Raw genomic sequence first — 16,478 nt, forward strand, 5'->3', positions numbered from 1 at the left:
ATCCTTGAGACATCCATCGTTTCATCACTGTACATCCCCGGGGGTGAATTTGAGATTGAAATCGCGAAAGCGCCGCTGCAGCCCGGCATCCAGCTGCTGAAGCTCGCGGAACGGCGCTGCGGCTTCCACTGCCTGCGTGGCCGAGCGATCGAAGCTGGGGTTGCCACTACTACGCGTGATGCTGGCTGCCAGCAACTCACCTGAAGGCCCCAGTCTCACACGCACTTGTGCTACCAAAGCATTGTCCGCGTTGGCCGGCAAGTGCCATCGATCCTCGACGGCCCGCTTGACCAAGTTGATGAAGCTGTTCGACGCCTGGTCGGACTGCTGGGCGTTGGCGATTCGCTCCTGTTCGTTGGCGATCGAATCACTCAGCGCATCAGCAGCGGCTTTCTTGGCCGCGGCTTCCGCTGCCTTCTTCTTCTCGGCCGCTTCGGCCTGGCGTTTCTTTTCGGCGGCTTCGGCCTGACGTTTTTTCTCAGCCTCGGCGGCCTTTTTCTTCTCAGCCTCGGCCTGGCGCTTCTTCTCAGCTTCGGCCTTGGCCGCTTCCGCCGCCTTCTCCTTCTCGGCCTTCTCCTTCTCGGCTTTTGCCTTGGCGGCGGCTTCAGCCTGACGTTTCTTCTCGTCCTCGGCTTTCTGCTGCTTTTCCGCTTCGGCCTTGGCAGCCGCCTCCGCCTGACGTTTTTTCTCGGCCTCTGCCTTGGCATTGGCTTGTTTCTCGGCTTCAGCCTGACGCTTGGCTTCGGCTGCCTGCTGCTGCTTTTCTGCTTCGGCCCGTTCGGCCGCTGCCTGTTCCGCCGCCTGTTGGCGCCGCTCCGACGCGGCCTCGGCCTGCTCTGCAGCGGCTTGTCGCGCGGCCTCCTGCTGTTGCGCCTGTTCTTGAGCCTGCTGCTCCGCTGCCTGCTGAGCGGCTTCCTGCGCCTGCTGTTCGGCGGCCTGTTGCGCCGCCTCCTCGGCCTGACGCTGGGCGGCACGTGCCCGCGCCTCCTTGGCGTACTGGGCCTGATCCGTCGCTGTCACATCGCTGACCAGCGTCGCCTGCACCACGGAGGACGAGCTTGGCGTGGGTTCGCTGTCCGGCAGACGCAGCATCGTCATCAACAGTGCTACCACGTGAACGGCAATCGCCAGAACGACGGGCAAGCCGTAACCGACACGGCGGTTTCGCTTCGCCATGCTGACTCCTTACCCGTTGTTGCCTTGCGGCGGCTCGGAAATCAATCCGACATTCGCCACACCTGCCATCTGCAGCGTACTCATTAGCGTCACGACCTGGCCATAGGAGGCGTTCTTGTCACCACGCACCATCACCGGCGTGTTGGGTTTGCGCTCGAGAATCGCCACGACCTGATCGCCGACGGTCTGCAACGTGACCGGCTTGTCCTGCTCGCCCAGCGAAATGAAATATTCGCCCTGGCTATCCACGGAGACGATGATCGGCTCCTGTTCATCGGTATCGATCGGTTCCGAGGTGACCTGGGGCAGATCGACCTGCACGCCCTGGGTCAGCATCGGTGCTGTGATCATGAAGATCACCAGCAGGACCAGCATGACGTCGATGAACGGGACGACGTTGATTTCGGCCATCGGCTTGCGCCGGTGATCGCGGCTATAGGGTCCACCCATGTTGAACCTCCGCCTCAGGTCGTCTGATTGCCACCGCGACCTTGCAGGTTACGGTGCAGAATCGAATGAAATTCCTCGGCGAAGTCTTCGTATTCGCCGAGCAGGCGACTGGCAATCGATGACAGGCGATTGTAGAAGATGACTGCCGGGATCGCGGCGAAAAGCCCCATCGCTGTCGCGACCAGCGCTTCGGCGATCCAGGGCGCCACCGTCGAGAGTGTCGCCTGCTGGGCCATCGACAGGCTCTGGAAAGAGCCCATGATGCCCCAGACGGTACCGAACAGGCCGATATACGGGCTGGCGGAAGCCACGGTCGCCAACAGCGTCAGATTGGCATTGAGGCTGTCCTCCTCCCGCGATAGGGCCACCCGCTGCGAACGCTGTACGCCATCCAGCACGGCTTCACTGCTGCGCGTCTTGGGCATCAGACGGTTGAACTCACGAAAGCCGGAGCGGAACACATGTTCCGAACCCTGCGCCTGATGGTTTTCCGGCACGTCGCGATAGAGCTCGTTGAGATCGACGCCCGACCAGAACCGCTCGTCGAATGCTTTCTGGGCCTTCTTGGCTCTGCTCAACGCGAAGCTGCGTTGGAAGATCACGACCCAGGATGCGATAGAGGCGGCCAACAGCAGGATCATGACCAGCTGGACCACCAGACTGGCGTTCAGGATCAGATGGGGGATGGACATGGAATCGTTCACGAAAATCCTCGAATCACTGGCTTGGAATGTCTGGCGTCAGAACCGCGCGAAGTTCGCGGGGCCAACGCATCGGTTTCAGGCGTTGCGCGTCGACACAGGCAATATCGACCGTCGCTTCGCATAATGTATCCCCGTCATACCGAACGGCCTGCTCGAACCGGATCGAGCAGGCAGCAAGACGACTGACGTTGACCGTTACCTGCAACGGATCATCGAGTCGAGCCGGGCGTGCATAACGGCAACTCAGGGAATGCACCACTAGCTGCACGCCCTGCTCGATCAGCCCGCGCTGACCGAAGCCCAGCGCGTTCAACCATTCGCTACGCGCACGCTCCATGAATTTCAGATAGTTGACGTAGTACACGATACCACCGGCATCGGTATCTTCGATGTAGACCTTGACCGGCAGGACGAATTCACTCACTGATGGCTCCGCCATCGTCCAAGCCTGGCGCCACCCGGTCGCCAGCCGCGTGCTCATGCGGGACGATGCCGAAGTGGGTGTAGGCGGCGCGAGTGACGACGCGGCCACGCGCCGTGCGCATCATGAACCCCTGCTGGATCAGATAAGGTTCGATCACATCCTCGATCGTATCGCGCTCCTCGCTGATCGCTGCCGCCAGGCTGTCGACACCAACCGGACCACCGTCGAATTTCTCGATCATCGCCAGCAACAGCCGACGATCCATATGATCGAGCCCGTGACTGTCGACGTTGAGCATGTTCAGTGCCTGATCGGCGACGGATGCGCTGACGCTGCCATCGCCCTTCACTTCCGCGAAGTCGCGCACCCGACGCAGCAGGCGATTGGCGATCCGTGGGGTGCCCCGTGCACGTCTGGCGATCTCTCTAGCGCCGGCCACGTCTGCCGGCACGCCCAGCAGACGGGCGGAGCGCGTGACGATTTCGGTCAGTTCCTCGATGGCATAGAATTCTAGCCGCTGAACGATGCCGAAACGGTCGCGCAGCGGCGACGTCAACAGCCCCGCTCGGGTCGTCGCCCCCACCAGCGTAAAGGGTGGCAAGTCGAGCTTGATCGAGCGTGCTGCGGGGCCATCCCCGATCATGATATCAAGCTGGAAATCCTCCATCGCCGGATAGAGCACTTCCTCGACCGCCGCAGGCAGGCGGTGAATCTCGTCGATGAACAGTACGTCGCCTGCCTGCAGGTTGGTCAGCATCGCCGCCAGATCACCGGCACGCTCGAGCACCGGGCCGGAAGTGGATTTGATGTCCACGTCCATTTCGGCAGCGATGATATTGGCCAGGGTGGTCTTGCCCAGTCCGGGCGGGCCGAAGACCAGGGTATGATCGAGGCTGTCCCCGCGCTTGCGCGCGGCGGAGATGAAAATATCCAGCTGTTCGCGCACTCGCGGCTGCCCGATGTAGTCATCGAGTCGGCGAGGACGAATGGCATGGTCAACCTGCTGCTCGCCCTGCTGCGGTGGCGCCGCAATCAGGCGGTCGGGCTCGATCATGGGGCGTTATCCAGCCAGCTGGCGTGATAGCGCCGCTTTGATCAGCGCTTCGGTCGAAAGGTTCTTGTCCAGACCGGAGAGCATGCGGGAGGCTTCCGTGGGCTTGTAGCCCAGAGTGACCAGCGCGGCCTCGGCATCGGCTTGCGGATCGGACGCTGGGCGTGCTGCCGAGATGCCGTCGTCCAGCAGCGATGCCTGCCCTTCCTGCCAGTGTGGAAAGCGATCACGCATTTCGACGATCAGGCGATCTGCCGTCTTCTTGCCAACGCCGGGCAATTTGGTCAATGCCTTGCTGTCACCTTCCATCACGCAGTGGATGAAAGCGCCGGTATCCATCCCCGACAGAATCGCCAGCGCCAGCTTGGGGCCAACGCCATTGACCTTGATCAGCGCCCGAAACAGCTGCCGTTCCTCATCGCGCGCAAAGCCGTAGAGCAGGTGAGCATCGTCACGCACGCTGAGATGCGTATAGACGCGCACCTCTTCCCCCACACCGGGCATCGAGACCAGTGTGGTCATCGAGGCTTCGAGTTCATAACCGACACCGTGTACATCGATGACGATCCAGGGGGGATGCTTCTCCAACAGCGTGCCGTGCAAACGTCCAATCATGCCATCCGTGTCCTTACTATGACGGCGTCCACTATACGCATCGCCGATTCAACTGACTAGCTGCCGCGTACACCGCAACCAAGCCATCGCCACCGGCAAGCGAGCAGCGTCATCGCCTTCCCTGTTCAGGGCCGTCCCCGACTGACCAACCCGGCGTCGCGATGGCCTCCGTCGTCTTGCCAACGCTTCTCAAGCAGTGAAGTGATCATCGAACGAAACGCGGCTTTCGTTTTTCCTTGACGCCTCCAGTATCGAACCGATTCGGTTCGATTCGAAATTCACTTGGCAAAACCATCGGCACGCCTTATAAACAATTCGTAACAAAACGGTACAAATATGCCAGGCCATTGATCTTGACTTCAGCGCAACTGGGGCGGGCGGTAGCGTTCTCCAGTACAGCGCACCTTCTGGATACGCTGCCATGACATCTCCGCGCGCCCTACTGTTGGCCATGATGACGTTTGTGTCTCTCGCTGGACCGTGCCAGGCCCAGATGCCCGCCACCCCCCTTGGCCTGGATATTCAGCGGGATCGTCAGCAATCGTTGCTCGACGACGCGCAGCGTCAACGCGAATCGCTACAGCGGGGGCTGGAGATCGTACCGCAGGCCGAACCGGCAGAGCCGGATCATGCTGCCCCCTGTTTCGTGATCGACCACTTCGAGTGGCAAAACGCTCCTCATCTGTCCGACGCTCGCCGACAGGCGATGACACACCCGCTGGAGGGCCAGTGTCTGAGTCTGACGCAGATGCAAGCACTGGCGCACAGGGCCAGCAATGCCTACATCGAGAAGGGGTATGTGACGTCGCTCGTGCACCTCCCCGACCAGGATGTCAGTGACGGCACATTGCGCCTGCAAGCCCAAGAGGGACGCATCGAAGCCATCACGCTGGACGGACAACAACCGCGCGGACTCGAAATGATCTTCCCGCATGCCCGAGGAAGCGTCCTGAACCTGCGCGCCCTAGAGCAAGGCATGGAGCAGATCGACCGCCTGCCCTCCCAACGTGTGAGCATCGACATCCAACCGGGCACCCGCCAGGGCTACTCGCGTGTCGTGCTGCATCGCATCCATCAGGACAAGCCCTGGCGAATCGCACTAGGCATCGACAACAGCGGCCAGAAAGGTACGGGAACGCGGCAAGGGACGCTCGGCCTGGCGCTGGACTCCCCACTGGGGCTGTTCGACCAATGGCAATTCGAAACCAGTCACGATCTGGATGGACGCCAAGGCCATCTCAGTCGCGGTCTCGCCGCCGGCGTCACGCTGCCATACGGAGACTGGAGTTTTGGCTATCGCTACGCCCGTAGCGATAGCGAACAGCCGTTGCGGGTGGCCGATCGCCATTGGCCTTACCTGGGCAGCGTCAGCCAGCACGTGCTCGACCTGCACCGGAATCTCTACCGCGACGGGGATAGCACACTAGGCTGGGCGCTCTCGCTGACGAGACGAGACGCTCGCACCACCTTTGCGGGGCAGCGGCTCAATGTGAGCAGCCCCAAGCTGGCCATTGCCGGCAGCAGGCTCGAGTACGCGACGCGTTTGGGATCGGGATACTTCACGCTGAACCCTTCGGTCTCGCGAGGACTGCACGCTCTTGGTGCCAGTGCTGACCAGCGCGGCCTTCCACCCTCCGATTTCACCCGCATCAGCCTTGCGGCGAGCGGCTTTCTACCGCTCACACCAACGATCAGCTACCTCACCTCGGGTTACCTGCAGACCACACCGGATGACCTCTACCCCAGCGAGCGCATCAGCATCGGTGGCGAGTATTCGGTCCGCGGCTTCAAGGACACCTTCTTCGACGCCAACCGAGGCGCGTACTGGCGCAATCAGATCGACTGGAGCACCCAGGCCCTTCCGCTGATCGGCCAGCCGACGTTGAGTGTCGCGCTCGATGCCGGCGGCACGATGAAGAGCCGCAGTGCCAAGGGCGGCGGGCTCCTGGGTAGCGCCATCTCGCTGGCGCTGAGCCAGCCGAACCTCACCCAATCATTCAGTCTCGGCAAGCCGCTGCTCTCCCCCCCCGAGGACTGCACCCCGCCCGCTGGGTCGTCTATTGGCAAGCCAGTTTCACCTTGTAATACCGCAAGGCCCCTTCCACCGCGTACATCACTCGAGGAAACATCCGATGAAAAGGTCGGGAACTGTCGCCCGCTGGACCTGCTGGGCCGTCATCGCCACCTGGCTACTGCAACCGCTGCAACCGGTATGGGCCGCCGGCATCGCAGCTGCCGACAAGCGCACTGCGGTCACCACTCGTCACGGCGTGCCGGTGGTCGAAATCGCCAGGCCCAATGCCAGCGGCGTCTCGCACAATCGCTACCGAGACTTCAGCGTCGGCCACGCCGGCGCCGTACTCAACAACGCCACGAGCGCTACCAAATCGGCGCTGGCGGGCAAACTTCGCGCCAACAGACATCTGAAAGGGAAGCCAGCGGCGCTGATCATCAACGAGGTCACAGGCAAACGTCGCTCTCAGCTCGCTGGCCAGTTGGAAGTGGCCGGCCACCGAGCTGAGGTGATGATCGCCAACCCCAACGGCATCACCTGCAACGGTTGCAGCTTCCTCAATGCCCCCGGTATCACGCTGACCACGGGTAAGCCGGGATTCGACCGCCATGGAGCGCTCAGTTCACTGAACGTGGACAAGGGCGACATTCGGATCGGTCGTCAAGGCCTGGACAGCCGATCACAGGACTACACGGCGCTGATCAGTCGCACGGCAAGGCTGGAAGGCAAGCTGCAGGCCAAGGCGCTGGAAGTCACGCTCGGTCGCAACCGTCTGGACATCACCAATGGCACCCTCGATCCTCTCGCGGCGAAACGCAAGGAGACGCCACCCACGCTGGCACTCGATAGCCGCGCGCTCGGGGGCATGTACGCCAATCGCATCCGCCTGATAGCTACCGAGGCGGGTGTCGGCGTCAATGCCGGCCATCTGCAGAGTCACAGCGGGGACATACTGCTCGACGCCAAGGGGCGACTGGGCGTCGCCAAGGCCTCCTCCGCCCGGGATATCGGTATGCGTGCCGGCACTATCACCCTTGCCAAGGGGGCCGATATCGAGGCGAAACGCGACGTGACCCTGGTCACCCCCAGGCTCGACAACGCCGGCACCTTCACCGCACAGCGTGACATGCGGCTCTTCACCAAGCGGCTCGACAACCACGGCGACACCGCTCGCCTCCAGGCTGGTCACGATCTATGGATTCAGAAAAACCCCAAAGGTGACAAGAGCGCTGTGGTCAGTAACCGCTCGGCGACCATCAAAACCCAGTCCGGGAATCTGGTGATCCGCGCGCACAACGTCATCAATCAGCGGGAGCGATTCGCCACGAAGTCTCAAACCGTTCAACCGAACTCTACCGGCATCGATACCGCGGTTTCTTCAATCGTCATCCCTCCCGGCCCAGGGCCAGGAGGGCCCAATCAGTTTCCCCGGCAGGTCATCAGCAATGTCGACGTCCAGAAGCTAGGCATTGACAAATGGTTCGGTCATGTCGATCTCCATGATGACCCCAACATCAATGTGCAGCGTACCTACGACAAACGTATCGCCATAACCTCACCCGCCAGGATCCAGTCGGGCAAGAATCTTTATATCAATGCCGGATCGCTGAATAACGCAAGCAGCCAGATCAGTGCTAGACAAGACATGTTCTTGGGCGGCAACCAGCTCAAGAACACTGCCGGGAAGGTTCTGGGCGAATGGAATCGATACATCGTCCTCGATGGAACGACGACTCCGCTGCCTGTTCGACACATGCCCACCATCCAGACAAAAGCCACTGACTGGAAGCAAGTCGATCAATACGGAGTCTGGCGCTCGAAGCAGGTTCTGCCCGCGACCATCGCGGCTGGCAAACGCCTGGTAATGGACTTTGCCAACAGCATTGATTTGCAGACTTTGCCCAGGGTGCCGACTTATGAAAACCATTTGGCGCACATGCCCACCAGTATCAGCGCCAACGACATCCTGGCAACCAGCCGGCATTTGACCCTATCGAGCGGTGTCTCTGCCAAACACGACCTGACCCTGATCTCGAGCGGCCAGGTGAAGGCTACGAATGCTTCGCTACATGCGGGAAACCATCTGGCACTCGCGGCAGCCAAGAGTATCTCGCTGCATCAGACCAGCCTGACAGGCGGTGACATATCGCTGCTCGCTCGCGGCGGCAATATCACGCTCGGCAGCAATCCCTATGTCTACGATACTCGGGGCAAGGCCCGAGCACCGCTGCTTGCCGCCAGACGCGGTCTCGATCTGGTCGCCGGCGGTGATATCAGAGTCCGGGACATGGGCAGCCTGCAAGCTGCCGATATCGCCCTTCAGGCCGGCCGGGACATTGGGTTCTCGATCACTGATCGGCACCTCGCGACCTTGGGCAAGGCCAATGACAAGATCGCCAATCGCGCCGATATTCGGCGTGATGTCCTGACACAGCGTCTCGCGCAGACGAACCATGTCGCCGCAACACAGTCACTGTCGATGGTGGCCGGCCGGGATATCGATATCCCGCTGGCGCGCCTCGACGCCGGCAATAGCCTTTCGCTTCAGGCCGGGCAGGACATTCAGCTCGACGCCTACCCCCTGAGCGATCGCTTCGCTCCGCTATTCGACGTCACCCACTCCGGTGCGCTCACCGCGCGCGTTGCCGCGGGTGGCGACCTGCTGCTCAATGCCGGCCGCGACATCGATACGCAAGCCGCCAAACTCGCGGCCAAGCGCAACCTGACGCTGCTATCCGGCCGTAGCATGGCCTTCGATCATCTCGCCTATCGTGTCGGGTCCGACCGGGACTATCAGGACCGGGACATTGTCGCTCGTCTCGGTGCCGGCCGGGACCTGACCCTGGCTGCCAATGGCAAGATCGACACGCTGGGCAGCGATCTCGGCGCCAGACGCGACCTGCGCATTGCCTCTCTCGGCAATCTCTCTTTTCGTGCGCTGGAACAGACCTTCCATCGACCGATCAAGCATGGCCACCGGGAAGGTAGCACCCAACGTGAGTCAACGCTGAAGAGCGGGCGCCATACCGTGCTCGACAGTCGTGGCAGCATGCTGTTCCAGGCTACCCGGCTCAACGCCGGCGGCAACCTGAACGCTGCCGCCAGGGGCGGATTCCTGTTCGCTCAGGCGATGGAAGAAAACTCGATCTACCAGACCAAGAAGAAGAAGAAAAGCTGGCTGGGACTGCGCAAGAAGACCGTCAAGCGTACCGGGCACAGCGTCACCCACAAGGTGGTCTCATTCACCGCCAAGCAGAATATCGATCTGCTCAGCCGCGACGACAGCACTTATCAGGCCAGCCGTATCAGTGCCGGCAAGAATGCCAAACTGACCAGCCTGAAGGGCAAGGTACGCTTCGAGGCGGTCAAGGAGAGCCGCCTGGAGCAACGCATCCGTCAATCCCGCGGGTTCTATATCAAGACCGCCGACAAGGGATATCGGAAGGACACCTGGCGGCTACCCAGCCTGCAGATCGGCGGCAGGTTACGAGTCGATGCCGCCAGGGGCATCAGCGCAGACTACAAGAAGCAGCAGGGCCAGCAGCTCGATCGGGCCTTGGCCCAGTTGGCCAGCACACCGGGGACCGAGTGGCTCAAGGCGCTCAAGGGCAACAAGAAGGTCCACTGGCGCGAGGTCCAGGACGCCTACGCCAAGTGGCATCACACCGAAAAACATCTCAACCCGACCGTCGGCGCCGTCATCGCCATCGCGGTGGCGGCTGCCACCAGTGGCAGCGGCCTTGCCGCCTGGGCCGGCAACGCCGCCGCCGGTAGCGCCACAGGCACCGCGGGTGCAGCGCTCTACGGCATGGGTGCTGCCGGCATGAGCGCACTCACCTCGCAAGCGGCAGTCGCACTCGCGGACAACCAGGGCAACCTGTCCAGGACCTTCAAGAGCCTGGGCAGTAGCGCAACGGTGAAATCCATCACCACGGCCATGCTGGTCAGTGGCGCCATGGCCGGTTTCGATCAGAGCGTGCTGGCCAAGGCGCCCACCCCCGACTCCCCTCGCCTGCCGGTACTCAACGACGGTGACTGGACCCGAGTTGCCCAGCGTGTCGGTGCCGAAAGCCTGATCAATGCCGGCGTCAGCCAGGCCGCCTACGGTGGCAGCTTCAACGACCGTTTCCGAGACGCGCTGCTGGGTAACATCGGCGCCCAGGTCCAGGCCCAGGGCGCCAATCTCATTGGCGACAACGGCCAGATTCTCGGCAGTGGCGGCAAGGCCATTTCCCACGCGGCGTTGGCCGGGTTGGCCGCCGAGATCGGCCGCGGCAGCGCCAAAGGTGGCGTCGCCGGCGCACTTGCGGCGGAAATGATGGCCACCCGTATGGGCAATGACGCCGTTGCTCCCGAACAATGGAACCGCGACGCCAATCGACAGGCTCAGCTTGCCCGTCTGCTCGGCGGCGTTGCCGGTGCCGTCTTCACCGGTGACGCCAAGGGCACCTACAGCGGTGCGGATAGTGGCGAGCGGGTCTATCGCTACAATTTCCTGAAACACGCGCAGGTCGCAGAATTCGTTAAGGAATCAAAACAGTGCAAAGCAAACAGAAATTGCGACGAAGTGCAGGAAAAATACCGTGAAATAAGCCTCTCGCAGCAAGACAAGCTGATTGCCATCTGTGCCACAGATAGCAAGAAATGCCATGATCAATATCAGGAACTAGTAAAGGATCATGATAAATTTCGAAAAGAACTGGACGAACTGGCTGGAGGCGAGGTGCCATGGCGAATCAGCCTAGACGCTGGCCCGCTACTCGGACAATATGTAGAAGCTGAAGGCGCGGTTTCTCAAGCTGGGTTCGCTCAAGCAATCAAACAAAAGTATGGCTTAGACGATGAGCAAGCTTCGATCGTATCGGCCGCTGCCCTCTCGGCAATGGGTGGAGTCGGGTTTAACAGCAGGATACGGCCTGTAAATGACAGAGCGCCAATCAATAGCAAATACGCCAACACGACAATTCCTTTGAAAGATTTGCCGGAGAAAATAAGAGAAAAATACCCGCACAGCGTTCATTTTAACGGCGCAGGCTTTCCCGACTTCTCTCGATACTCAATCAAAAATGTTGTCATAGAACCTGGAAGATCAAGAAAAGTTGATTATCGAAGAGCAGATATAGCAGCAGGCTATAACTCAGAAAAACCACGACCGAAAGGCTATATCTGGCATCACAATGAGCATGTCGGGTATATGCAACTAGTTCCAAGTGATCTTCACGAAGCGGTTAAGCATACAGGTGGTATAGCTAAGCAAAAATAGGAGTGCCATCATGTTAAAAATAGTTGGCCAGGGCCCAAAGACCGAAGATTCTGCATTAACCACCCTGGAAAAGAAAATAAGAGCACAGCTCCCTTCAGAGTATAGAAGATTTTTAAAAGAAAACAACGGAGGGAAACCCATTCCGGACACTTTTAAATTTTACAACACCATATCTGAAAGAGAAGATGAATCCGATGTTCATCTATTCTTCTCTTTGGAGAAAAACGAATATGATTCAATCTTTAACATGCTAGAGGTATTTGAAAACAGAATTCCAAAAAGCTTTTTGCCAATTGCAAGAGACTCAGGGGGCGGAGTGATCATTATGGATCTGACTGGCAAAGAGGAAATATGCTTCTGGGATCCAGATTACGAGGCTGAAGACGGAGAAGAGCCAAGGCAGGACAACATCTATCATATCAGCAACAATTTCTCGGAATTTCTTCATTCGCTTTATGAAATAGAGGATTTTTGATTTAAAAAAATCGTTACAGGCGTCTTTACACAAGAGCAAGCTCGCGCCGGAAGCGATGCCTACCGACATAGGTGATGGCGTCGGCGCCTCTAAAAATGGAACCGCGAAGCCAGCCGTGCAGGACCCGCCTGCGCGGCGGCGTTGCCGGTGCCGTCTTCACCGGTGACGCCAAGGGCGCCTACAGCGGTGCTGACAGTGGCGAGCGGGTCTATCGCTACAACGCGCTGGCGCATGATCAACTAGTGGCAGCCGCCAAGGAATTGAACCATTGTGAAACCAAGACTCAGTGCAAGCCCGAAGCGATATATGAGCGCTATCTACGCCTGAGTGCCGAGCAAAATCGCGAGGCTATCGAGGCTTGTCGAACGGATCCCAATCGTTGCGCAGCCCTGAGCCGAGTGTTCCAGGAAGCCACTGTCAGACTGGATGAGGTTTATGGTCAGTACAATGGTGGCAAGCGCTATCTTCTCGACCGCCTGATAGATGAGAACATTGGCGTCCAAGAGCAGTTGGCAGAAGTCACCACAAGGCGTCAGGCTAACATCTATGCATCTGCCGTCCTCAAGGCGCTAGGTCTTCCAAGCAGTCGGAAAGCCGTAATTACCGATGGTCTGGTCACTGTGGTCACGGCGATGGGAGTGGTTGGGCCTGGTAAGCGCGGAGTCAGTGTTAAAGCGCCTATTGTCATTGAGGGGAAAATCTACAAACAGATGGGAAAAAGAGGCTGGTCGATAGATTCAATAAAAGAAGCCATTGCAAAGCCAAGCAAAACTGTAGCCACTAAAGATACGAGATTTGACCCGGCCACAAACAAGCGTCTCAATGATCCGGCCACTGGCTATATCACCAAAGACGGCTCTTATGTCGTTCAGAATGACCGGACCGGAGCCATTGTCCAAATATCCAACAGGAATAATAAAAAATGGAATTCACCATGGGAGGAAAATCATGACTGAATACAAAATGCCTCGGCCAGATCCGAAGCCAACGAAAATTTTGGGAAATATGGAGCTATTCAACAAAAAGGATAGCGAAAAGCTGCTAAATTTTTGCGAACATCAAAAACTGGCGATTCTTGGGATAGAAGGATTCAACATTTCTGGTGATAAAATAACCCCCGATCTTGATTTTATTGCAGACTTTTCTTGCTTAGCCACCACTGACAAAAAATATTTTATAGACACCTCAATAAAATCGGCAAGGAAATTCCTTGAATTAATTACAGATAACGATCTATTGCTCGAATTTGTCTTGGTGAGAAACTAGGTATTTTTAAAGATCAAAAGGTGAGGAACGAGCAATCTCAGCGTTAAGGGGCTACAAGCCAAATACAAAAAGTGTCTCAATTAAAAATTAAGACACATACTCTCGCTCACCAGAAAGTTCTCGGGGGGATGGTTCAATCGCTTCTTTATTCGCCGTTAAAACCACGGGTGAGATCTTGGGCCTGCGCAGTGCAGCGCGGTAAGTTGAGCTGACAAGCTGGTTTACGTCCACTCATTCCGGGCGAAAGTCCCGCCACCGCCCGCCTCGCGAGGATTTTCCACGACGCTTGGGCGCCACGGCCAGCAAGCCCTGACGGGCGTATCCATGGGTCAATGCAATCGCCAACGCGTCGGCGGCATCGGCCGGTGGCGGGGCGTCGAGAGACAGCAATGCCATTACCATGTGTTGAATCTGCGACTTCTCCGCCCCGCCATTGCCGGTGATCGCCTGCTTGACCTGGCGAGCGGCATACTCATGCACCGGCAGGCCATGGTTGGCGGCGCAGACGATGGCGCTACCGCGGGCCTGACCGAGCTTGAGTGCGGAGTCGGCATTCTTGGCCATGAAGACGCGCTCGATGGCAAATTCCGTCGGCCGGTAGAGGCCGATCAACTCGCTGACGCCGGCGTAGACCCGCGCCAGTTTCTGGGCAAGATCTTCGCCCTCGATACGAATGCAGCCGCTGGCGACATAGCGCGGCTTGGCGGCAACATCGATCACACCGTAGCCGGTCACCCGCGATCCGGGATCGATCCCCAGCAGAATCAACAGCGGGACTCCGCTACCCGCTGAGCAATATCTCTCATCCCCAGATCTCCTGTCGCGTCGGCGAACACGCTTCTAGCATGCCAACAGGTTAACGCGCATTTCAGTGACGCGCCGTCGAAACAACACCGGCGCCCCTGGGGACGCCGGTGTGATGACAGCCAGGCTCGCTATTCGCCGGCGTTTTCCGGCTGCGCTTTCTGACGCAGGCGGATGTGCAAGTCGCGTAGCTGCTGGTTGGTGACCTCGCCGGGGGCATCGGTCATTAGATCCGCGGCGCTCTGCGTCTTGGGGAAGGCGATCACGTCACGGATCGTGCGCGACCCGGTCATCAGCATCACCAGACGGTCGAGACCGAAGGCCAGGCCACCGTGAGGCGGTGCGCCGTACTGCAATGCGTCGAGCAGGAAGCCAAACTTTTCCTCGGCCTCTTCCTTGCCGATACCCAGCACCTCGAAGACGGCACGCTGCATCGCCTGATCGTGAATACGGATCGAGCCGCCACCGAGCTCGGTGCCGTTCAGCACCATGTCGTAGGCGCGGGACAATGCCGTGGCCGGCGATGACTGGAGTTCCTCCGGCGAGCAGGACGGCGCCGTGAACGGATGGTGCAGCGCGGACAGGCGGCCATTGTCATCGGCTTCGAACATCGGAAAGTCGACGACCCACAGCGGTGCCCATCGGGCAGTGTAGAGATCGAGGTTTTCACCCAGCTTGACGCGCAACGCCCCGATCGCCTCGTTGACGATCCGCGTCTTGTCGGCTCCGAAGAAGATGATGTCGCCATCCTCGGCACCGACGCGATCCAGCAACTGCTCGACGATGCCTTCCATGAACTTGACGATCGGCGACTGCAGGCCCTCGAGTCCTTTCGCGCGTTCGTTGACCTTGATCCAGGCCAGCCCTTTGGCACCGTAGATGCCGACGAACTTGGTGTAGTCGTCGATCTCCTTGCGCGACAGCTTGGCGCCACCGCTGACCTTGAGCGCGGCGACGCGACCGTCCTCCGCCTTGGCCGGGCCTGAGAAGACCTTGAAGTCGACAGACTGCATCAGATCGTCGACGTCTACCAGTTCCAGCGGAATGCGCAGGTCCGGCTTGTCGGAGCCGTAACGCTGCATCGCTTCGCTGTAGGGCATGCGCGGGAATTCCGGCAACGCCACGTCAAGGGTTTCCTGGAACAGCTGGCGCACCATCTGTTCGGTGGTGCCCATGATGTCCTGTTCGTCGACGAACGACGCTTCGATGTCGATCTGGGTGAATTCCGGCTGCCGATCCGCACGCAGGTCCTCATCCCGGAAGCACTTGGCGATCTGATAGTAACGGTCGAAGCCGGACACCATCAGCAGCTGCTTGAACAGCTGAGGCGACTGCGGCAGCGCGAAGAAATGGCCATCGTGGGTCCGGCTCGGCACCAGGTAGTCACGTGCCCCTTCCGGCGTGGCTCGAGTCAGAATCGGGGTCTCGATATCGAGGAAGCCCTGATCCTCGAGATAGGCGCGGACGCTATGGGTGATACGCGAACGCAGGCGCAGCTTCTCGATCATTTCCGGACGGCGCAGGTCGATATAGCGATACTTGAGCCGCACCTCTTCGCCCACTTTACCGTGCTCGTCGAGCTGGAAAGGCGGTGTGGCGGCGGTGTTCAGGACATCGACCTGCTTGGCCAGCACCTCGATCATGCCGGTGGGCATGTTGGGGTTCTGGGTGCCTTCGGGGCGCAATCGAATGCGACCGACGATACGCAGCACATACTCGCTACGCGCGCGGTCGGCATTGGCAAAGGCTTCTGCAGTATCGGGATCCACCACCACCTGAGCGACACCATCTCGATCGCGCATATCGAGGAAAATGACACCGCCATGGTCGCGGCGGCGATGCACCCAACCGCAAAGCGTGACTTCGTGATCGATCAATGACTCGTTCAACTGGCCGCAATAATGACTGCGCATGCTGGATCCTAAAATTGTGAAGCCTAAAAATGTGAAGACGGTACTCAGGCCGACGCTTTGCTATCGCCGCTCGATTTGCTGCCGCTATCGCCTGACGGTGCGGGACTGGCGCTATCGCCCACGAGATTCTTCTTGCTGCCCGATTTGAAATCGGTTTCATACCAGCCACCCCCGGCCAGCCGAAATCCGGCCGCCGAGACCAGCCGGGAAAGCGCCGAACGCTCACAGGCCGGACAGTCGGTCAACGGCGCCGCGCTGAGCTTTTGAAGCTTCTCCAGGCGATGGCCGCAGGCCTTGCACTCATATTCGTAGATGGGCATGGT

General features: G+C 59.4%; 13 protein-coding genes and 1 pseudogene. 5 read left to right on the forward strand and 9 right to left on the reverse strand.

Annotated elements, in window-relative coordinates; translation table 11 throughout:
* Positions 1–24: 24 nt before the first annotated feature.
* Genes tolA through ruvA form a run of 6 tightly spaced genes read right to left on the reverse strand, consistent with a single transcriptional unit; the run spans position 25 to position 4,420 of the window.
* A complete protein-coding gene (tolA, locus tag DOM36_RS04295; RefSeq protein WP_075568708.1) occupies positions 25–1,176 on the reverse strand; it encodes a cell envelope integrity protein TolA in 1,152 nt (383 codons plus the stop codon).
* 9 nt (positions 1,177–1,185) lie between these two features.
* Complete coding sequence (gene tolR / locus DOM36_RS04300; protein WP_110641495.1) at positions 1,186–1,626, reverse strand: protein TolR; 441 nt, start codon at positions 1,624–1,626, stop codon at positions 1,186–1,188.
* 14 nt (positions 1,627–1,640) lie between these two features.
* Positions 1,641–2,318 carry a protein TolQ gene (tolQ, locus tag DOM36_RS04305; protein ID WP_198651212.1) on the reverse strand — a complete coding sequence of 226 codons (678 nt, stop codon included), beginning with the start codon at positions 2,316–2,318 and terminating at the stop codon, positions 1,641–1,643.
* A gap of 25 nt (positions 2,319–2,343) precedes the next feature.
* Entirely contained in the window at positions 2,344–2,754 is a 411-nt protein-coding gene (ybgC, locus tag DOM36_RS04310; RefSeq protein ID WP_279626526.1) for a tol-pal system-associated acyl-CoA thioesterase, read from the reverse strand.
* The gene (ruvB, locus tag DOM36_RS04315) at positions 2,747–3,808 is read right to left on the reverse strand and encodes a Holliday junction branch migration DNA helicase RuvB (protein WP_075568704.1); all 1,062 of its coding nucleotides are present in this window, start codon (positions 3,806–3,808) and stop codon (positions 2,747–2,749) included. Before ruvB ends, ybgC begins: the two co-directional genes overlap by 8 nt.
* A 6-nt stretch (positions 3,809–3,814) precedes the next feature.
* Positions 3,815–4,420 carry a Holliday junction branch migration protein RuvA gene (gene ruvA, locus DOM36_RS04320; RefSeq protein ID WP_075568703.1) on the reverse strand — a complete coding sequence of 202 codons (606 nt, stop codon included), beginning with the start codon at positions 4,418–4,420 and terminating at the stop codon, positions 3,815–3,817.
* Positions 4,421–4,913: 493 nt separating this feature from the next.
* On the opposite strand from ruvA, the pseudogene DOM36_RS04325 reads away from it, so the two are divergent.
* The 5 genes and pseudogenes from DOM36_RS04325 to DOM36_RS04345 form a co-directional block, all read left to right on the forward strand.
* Positions 4,914–6,374 (forward strand): annotated as a pseudogene (locus DOM36_RS04325) (ShlB/FhaC/HecB family hemolysin secretion/activation protein); the annotation flags it as partial.
* 178 nt (positions 6,375–6,552) lie between these two features.
* Complete coding sequence (locus DOM36_RS20410) at positions 6,553–11,697, forward strand: DUF637 domain-containing protein (protein WP_110641501.1); 5,145 nt, start codon at positions 6,553–6,555, stop codon at positions 11,695–11,697.
* Positions 11,698–11,707: 10 nt separating this feature from the next.
* Positions 11,708–12,172, forward strand: a complete 465-nt coding sequence (locus DOM36_RS04335; protein ID WP_110641503.1) for an SMI1/KNR4 family protein — start codon at positions 11,708–11,710, stop codon at positions 12,170–12,172.
* Between the two features lie 95 nt (positions 12,173–12,267).
* Positions 12,268–13,128, forward strand: a complete 861-nt coding sequence (locus DOM36_RS04340; RefSeq protein WP_157958554.1) for a colicin E5-related ribonuclease — start codon at positions 12,268–12,270, stop codon at positions 13,126–13,128.
* Positions 13,121–13,438: a hypothetical protein gene (locus tag DOM36_RS04345; protein ID WP_144076797.1), complete on the forward strand. Its 318-nt coding sequence runs from the start codon at positions 13,121–13,123 to the stop codon at positions 13,436–13,438. The genes DOM36_RS04340 and DOM36_RS04345 overlap by 8 nt, the downstream gene beginning before the upstream one ends.
* 231 nt (positions 13,439–13,669) lie before the next feature.
* On the opposite strand, the gene ruvC is transcribed toward DOM36_RS04345, so the two are convergent.
* The 3 genes from ruvC to DOM36_RS04360 all read right to left on the reverse strand — a co-directional run bounded on the left by ruvC (position 13,670) and on the right by DOM36_RS04360 (position 16,475).
* On the reverse strand, positions 13,670–14,206 hold the full coding sequence (ruvC, locus tag DOM36_RS04350) for a crossover junction endodeoxyribonuclease RuvC (RefSeq protein ID WP_075568699.1): 537 nt from the start codon (positions 14,204–14,206) through the stop codon (positions 13,670–13,672).
* Between the two features lie 167 nt (positions 14,207–14,373).
* On the reverse strand, positions 14,374–16,155 hold the full coding sequence (gene aspS / locus DOM36_RS04355) for an aspartate--tRNA ligase (RefSeq protein ID WP_110641507.1): 1,782 nt from the start codon (positions 16,153–16,155) through the stop codon (positions 14,374–14,376).
* Positions 16,156–16,199: 44 nt separating this feature from the next.
* The gene (locus DOM36_RS04360) at positions 16,200–16,475 is read right to left on the reverse strand and encodes a zinc ribbon domain-containing protein (RefSeq protein WP_075568697.1); all 276 of its coding nucleotides are present in this window, start codon (positions 16,473–16,475) and stop codon (positions 16,200–16,202) included.
* Between the last annotated feature and the right edge of the window lie 3 nt (positions 16,476–16,478).

Origin of the sequence: Salinicola sp. CPA57 (assembly GCF_003206035.1) — a bacterium.
Classification (GTDB): Bacteria; Pseudomonadota; Gammaproteobacteria; order Pseudomonadales; family Halomonadaceae; genus Salinicola; species Salinicola socius.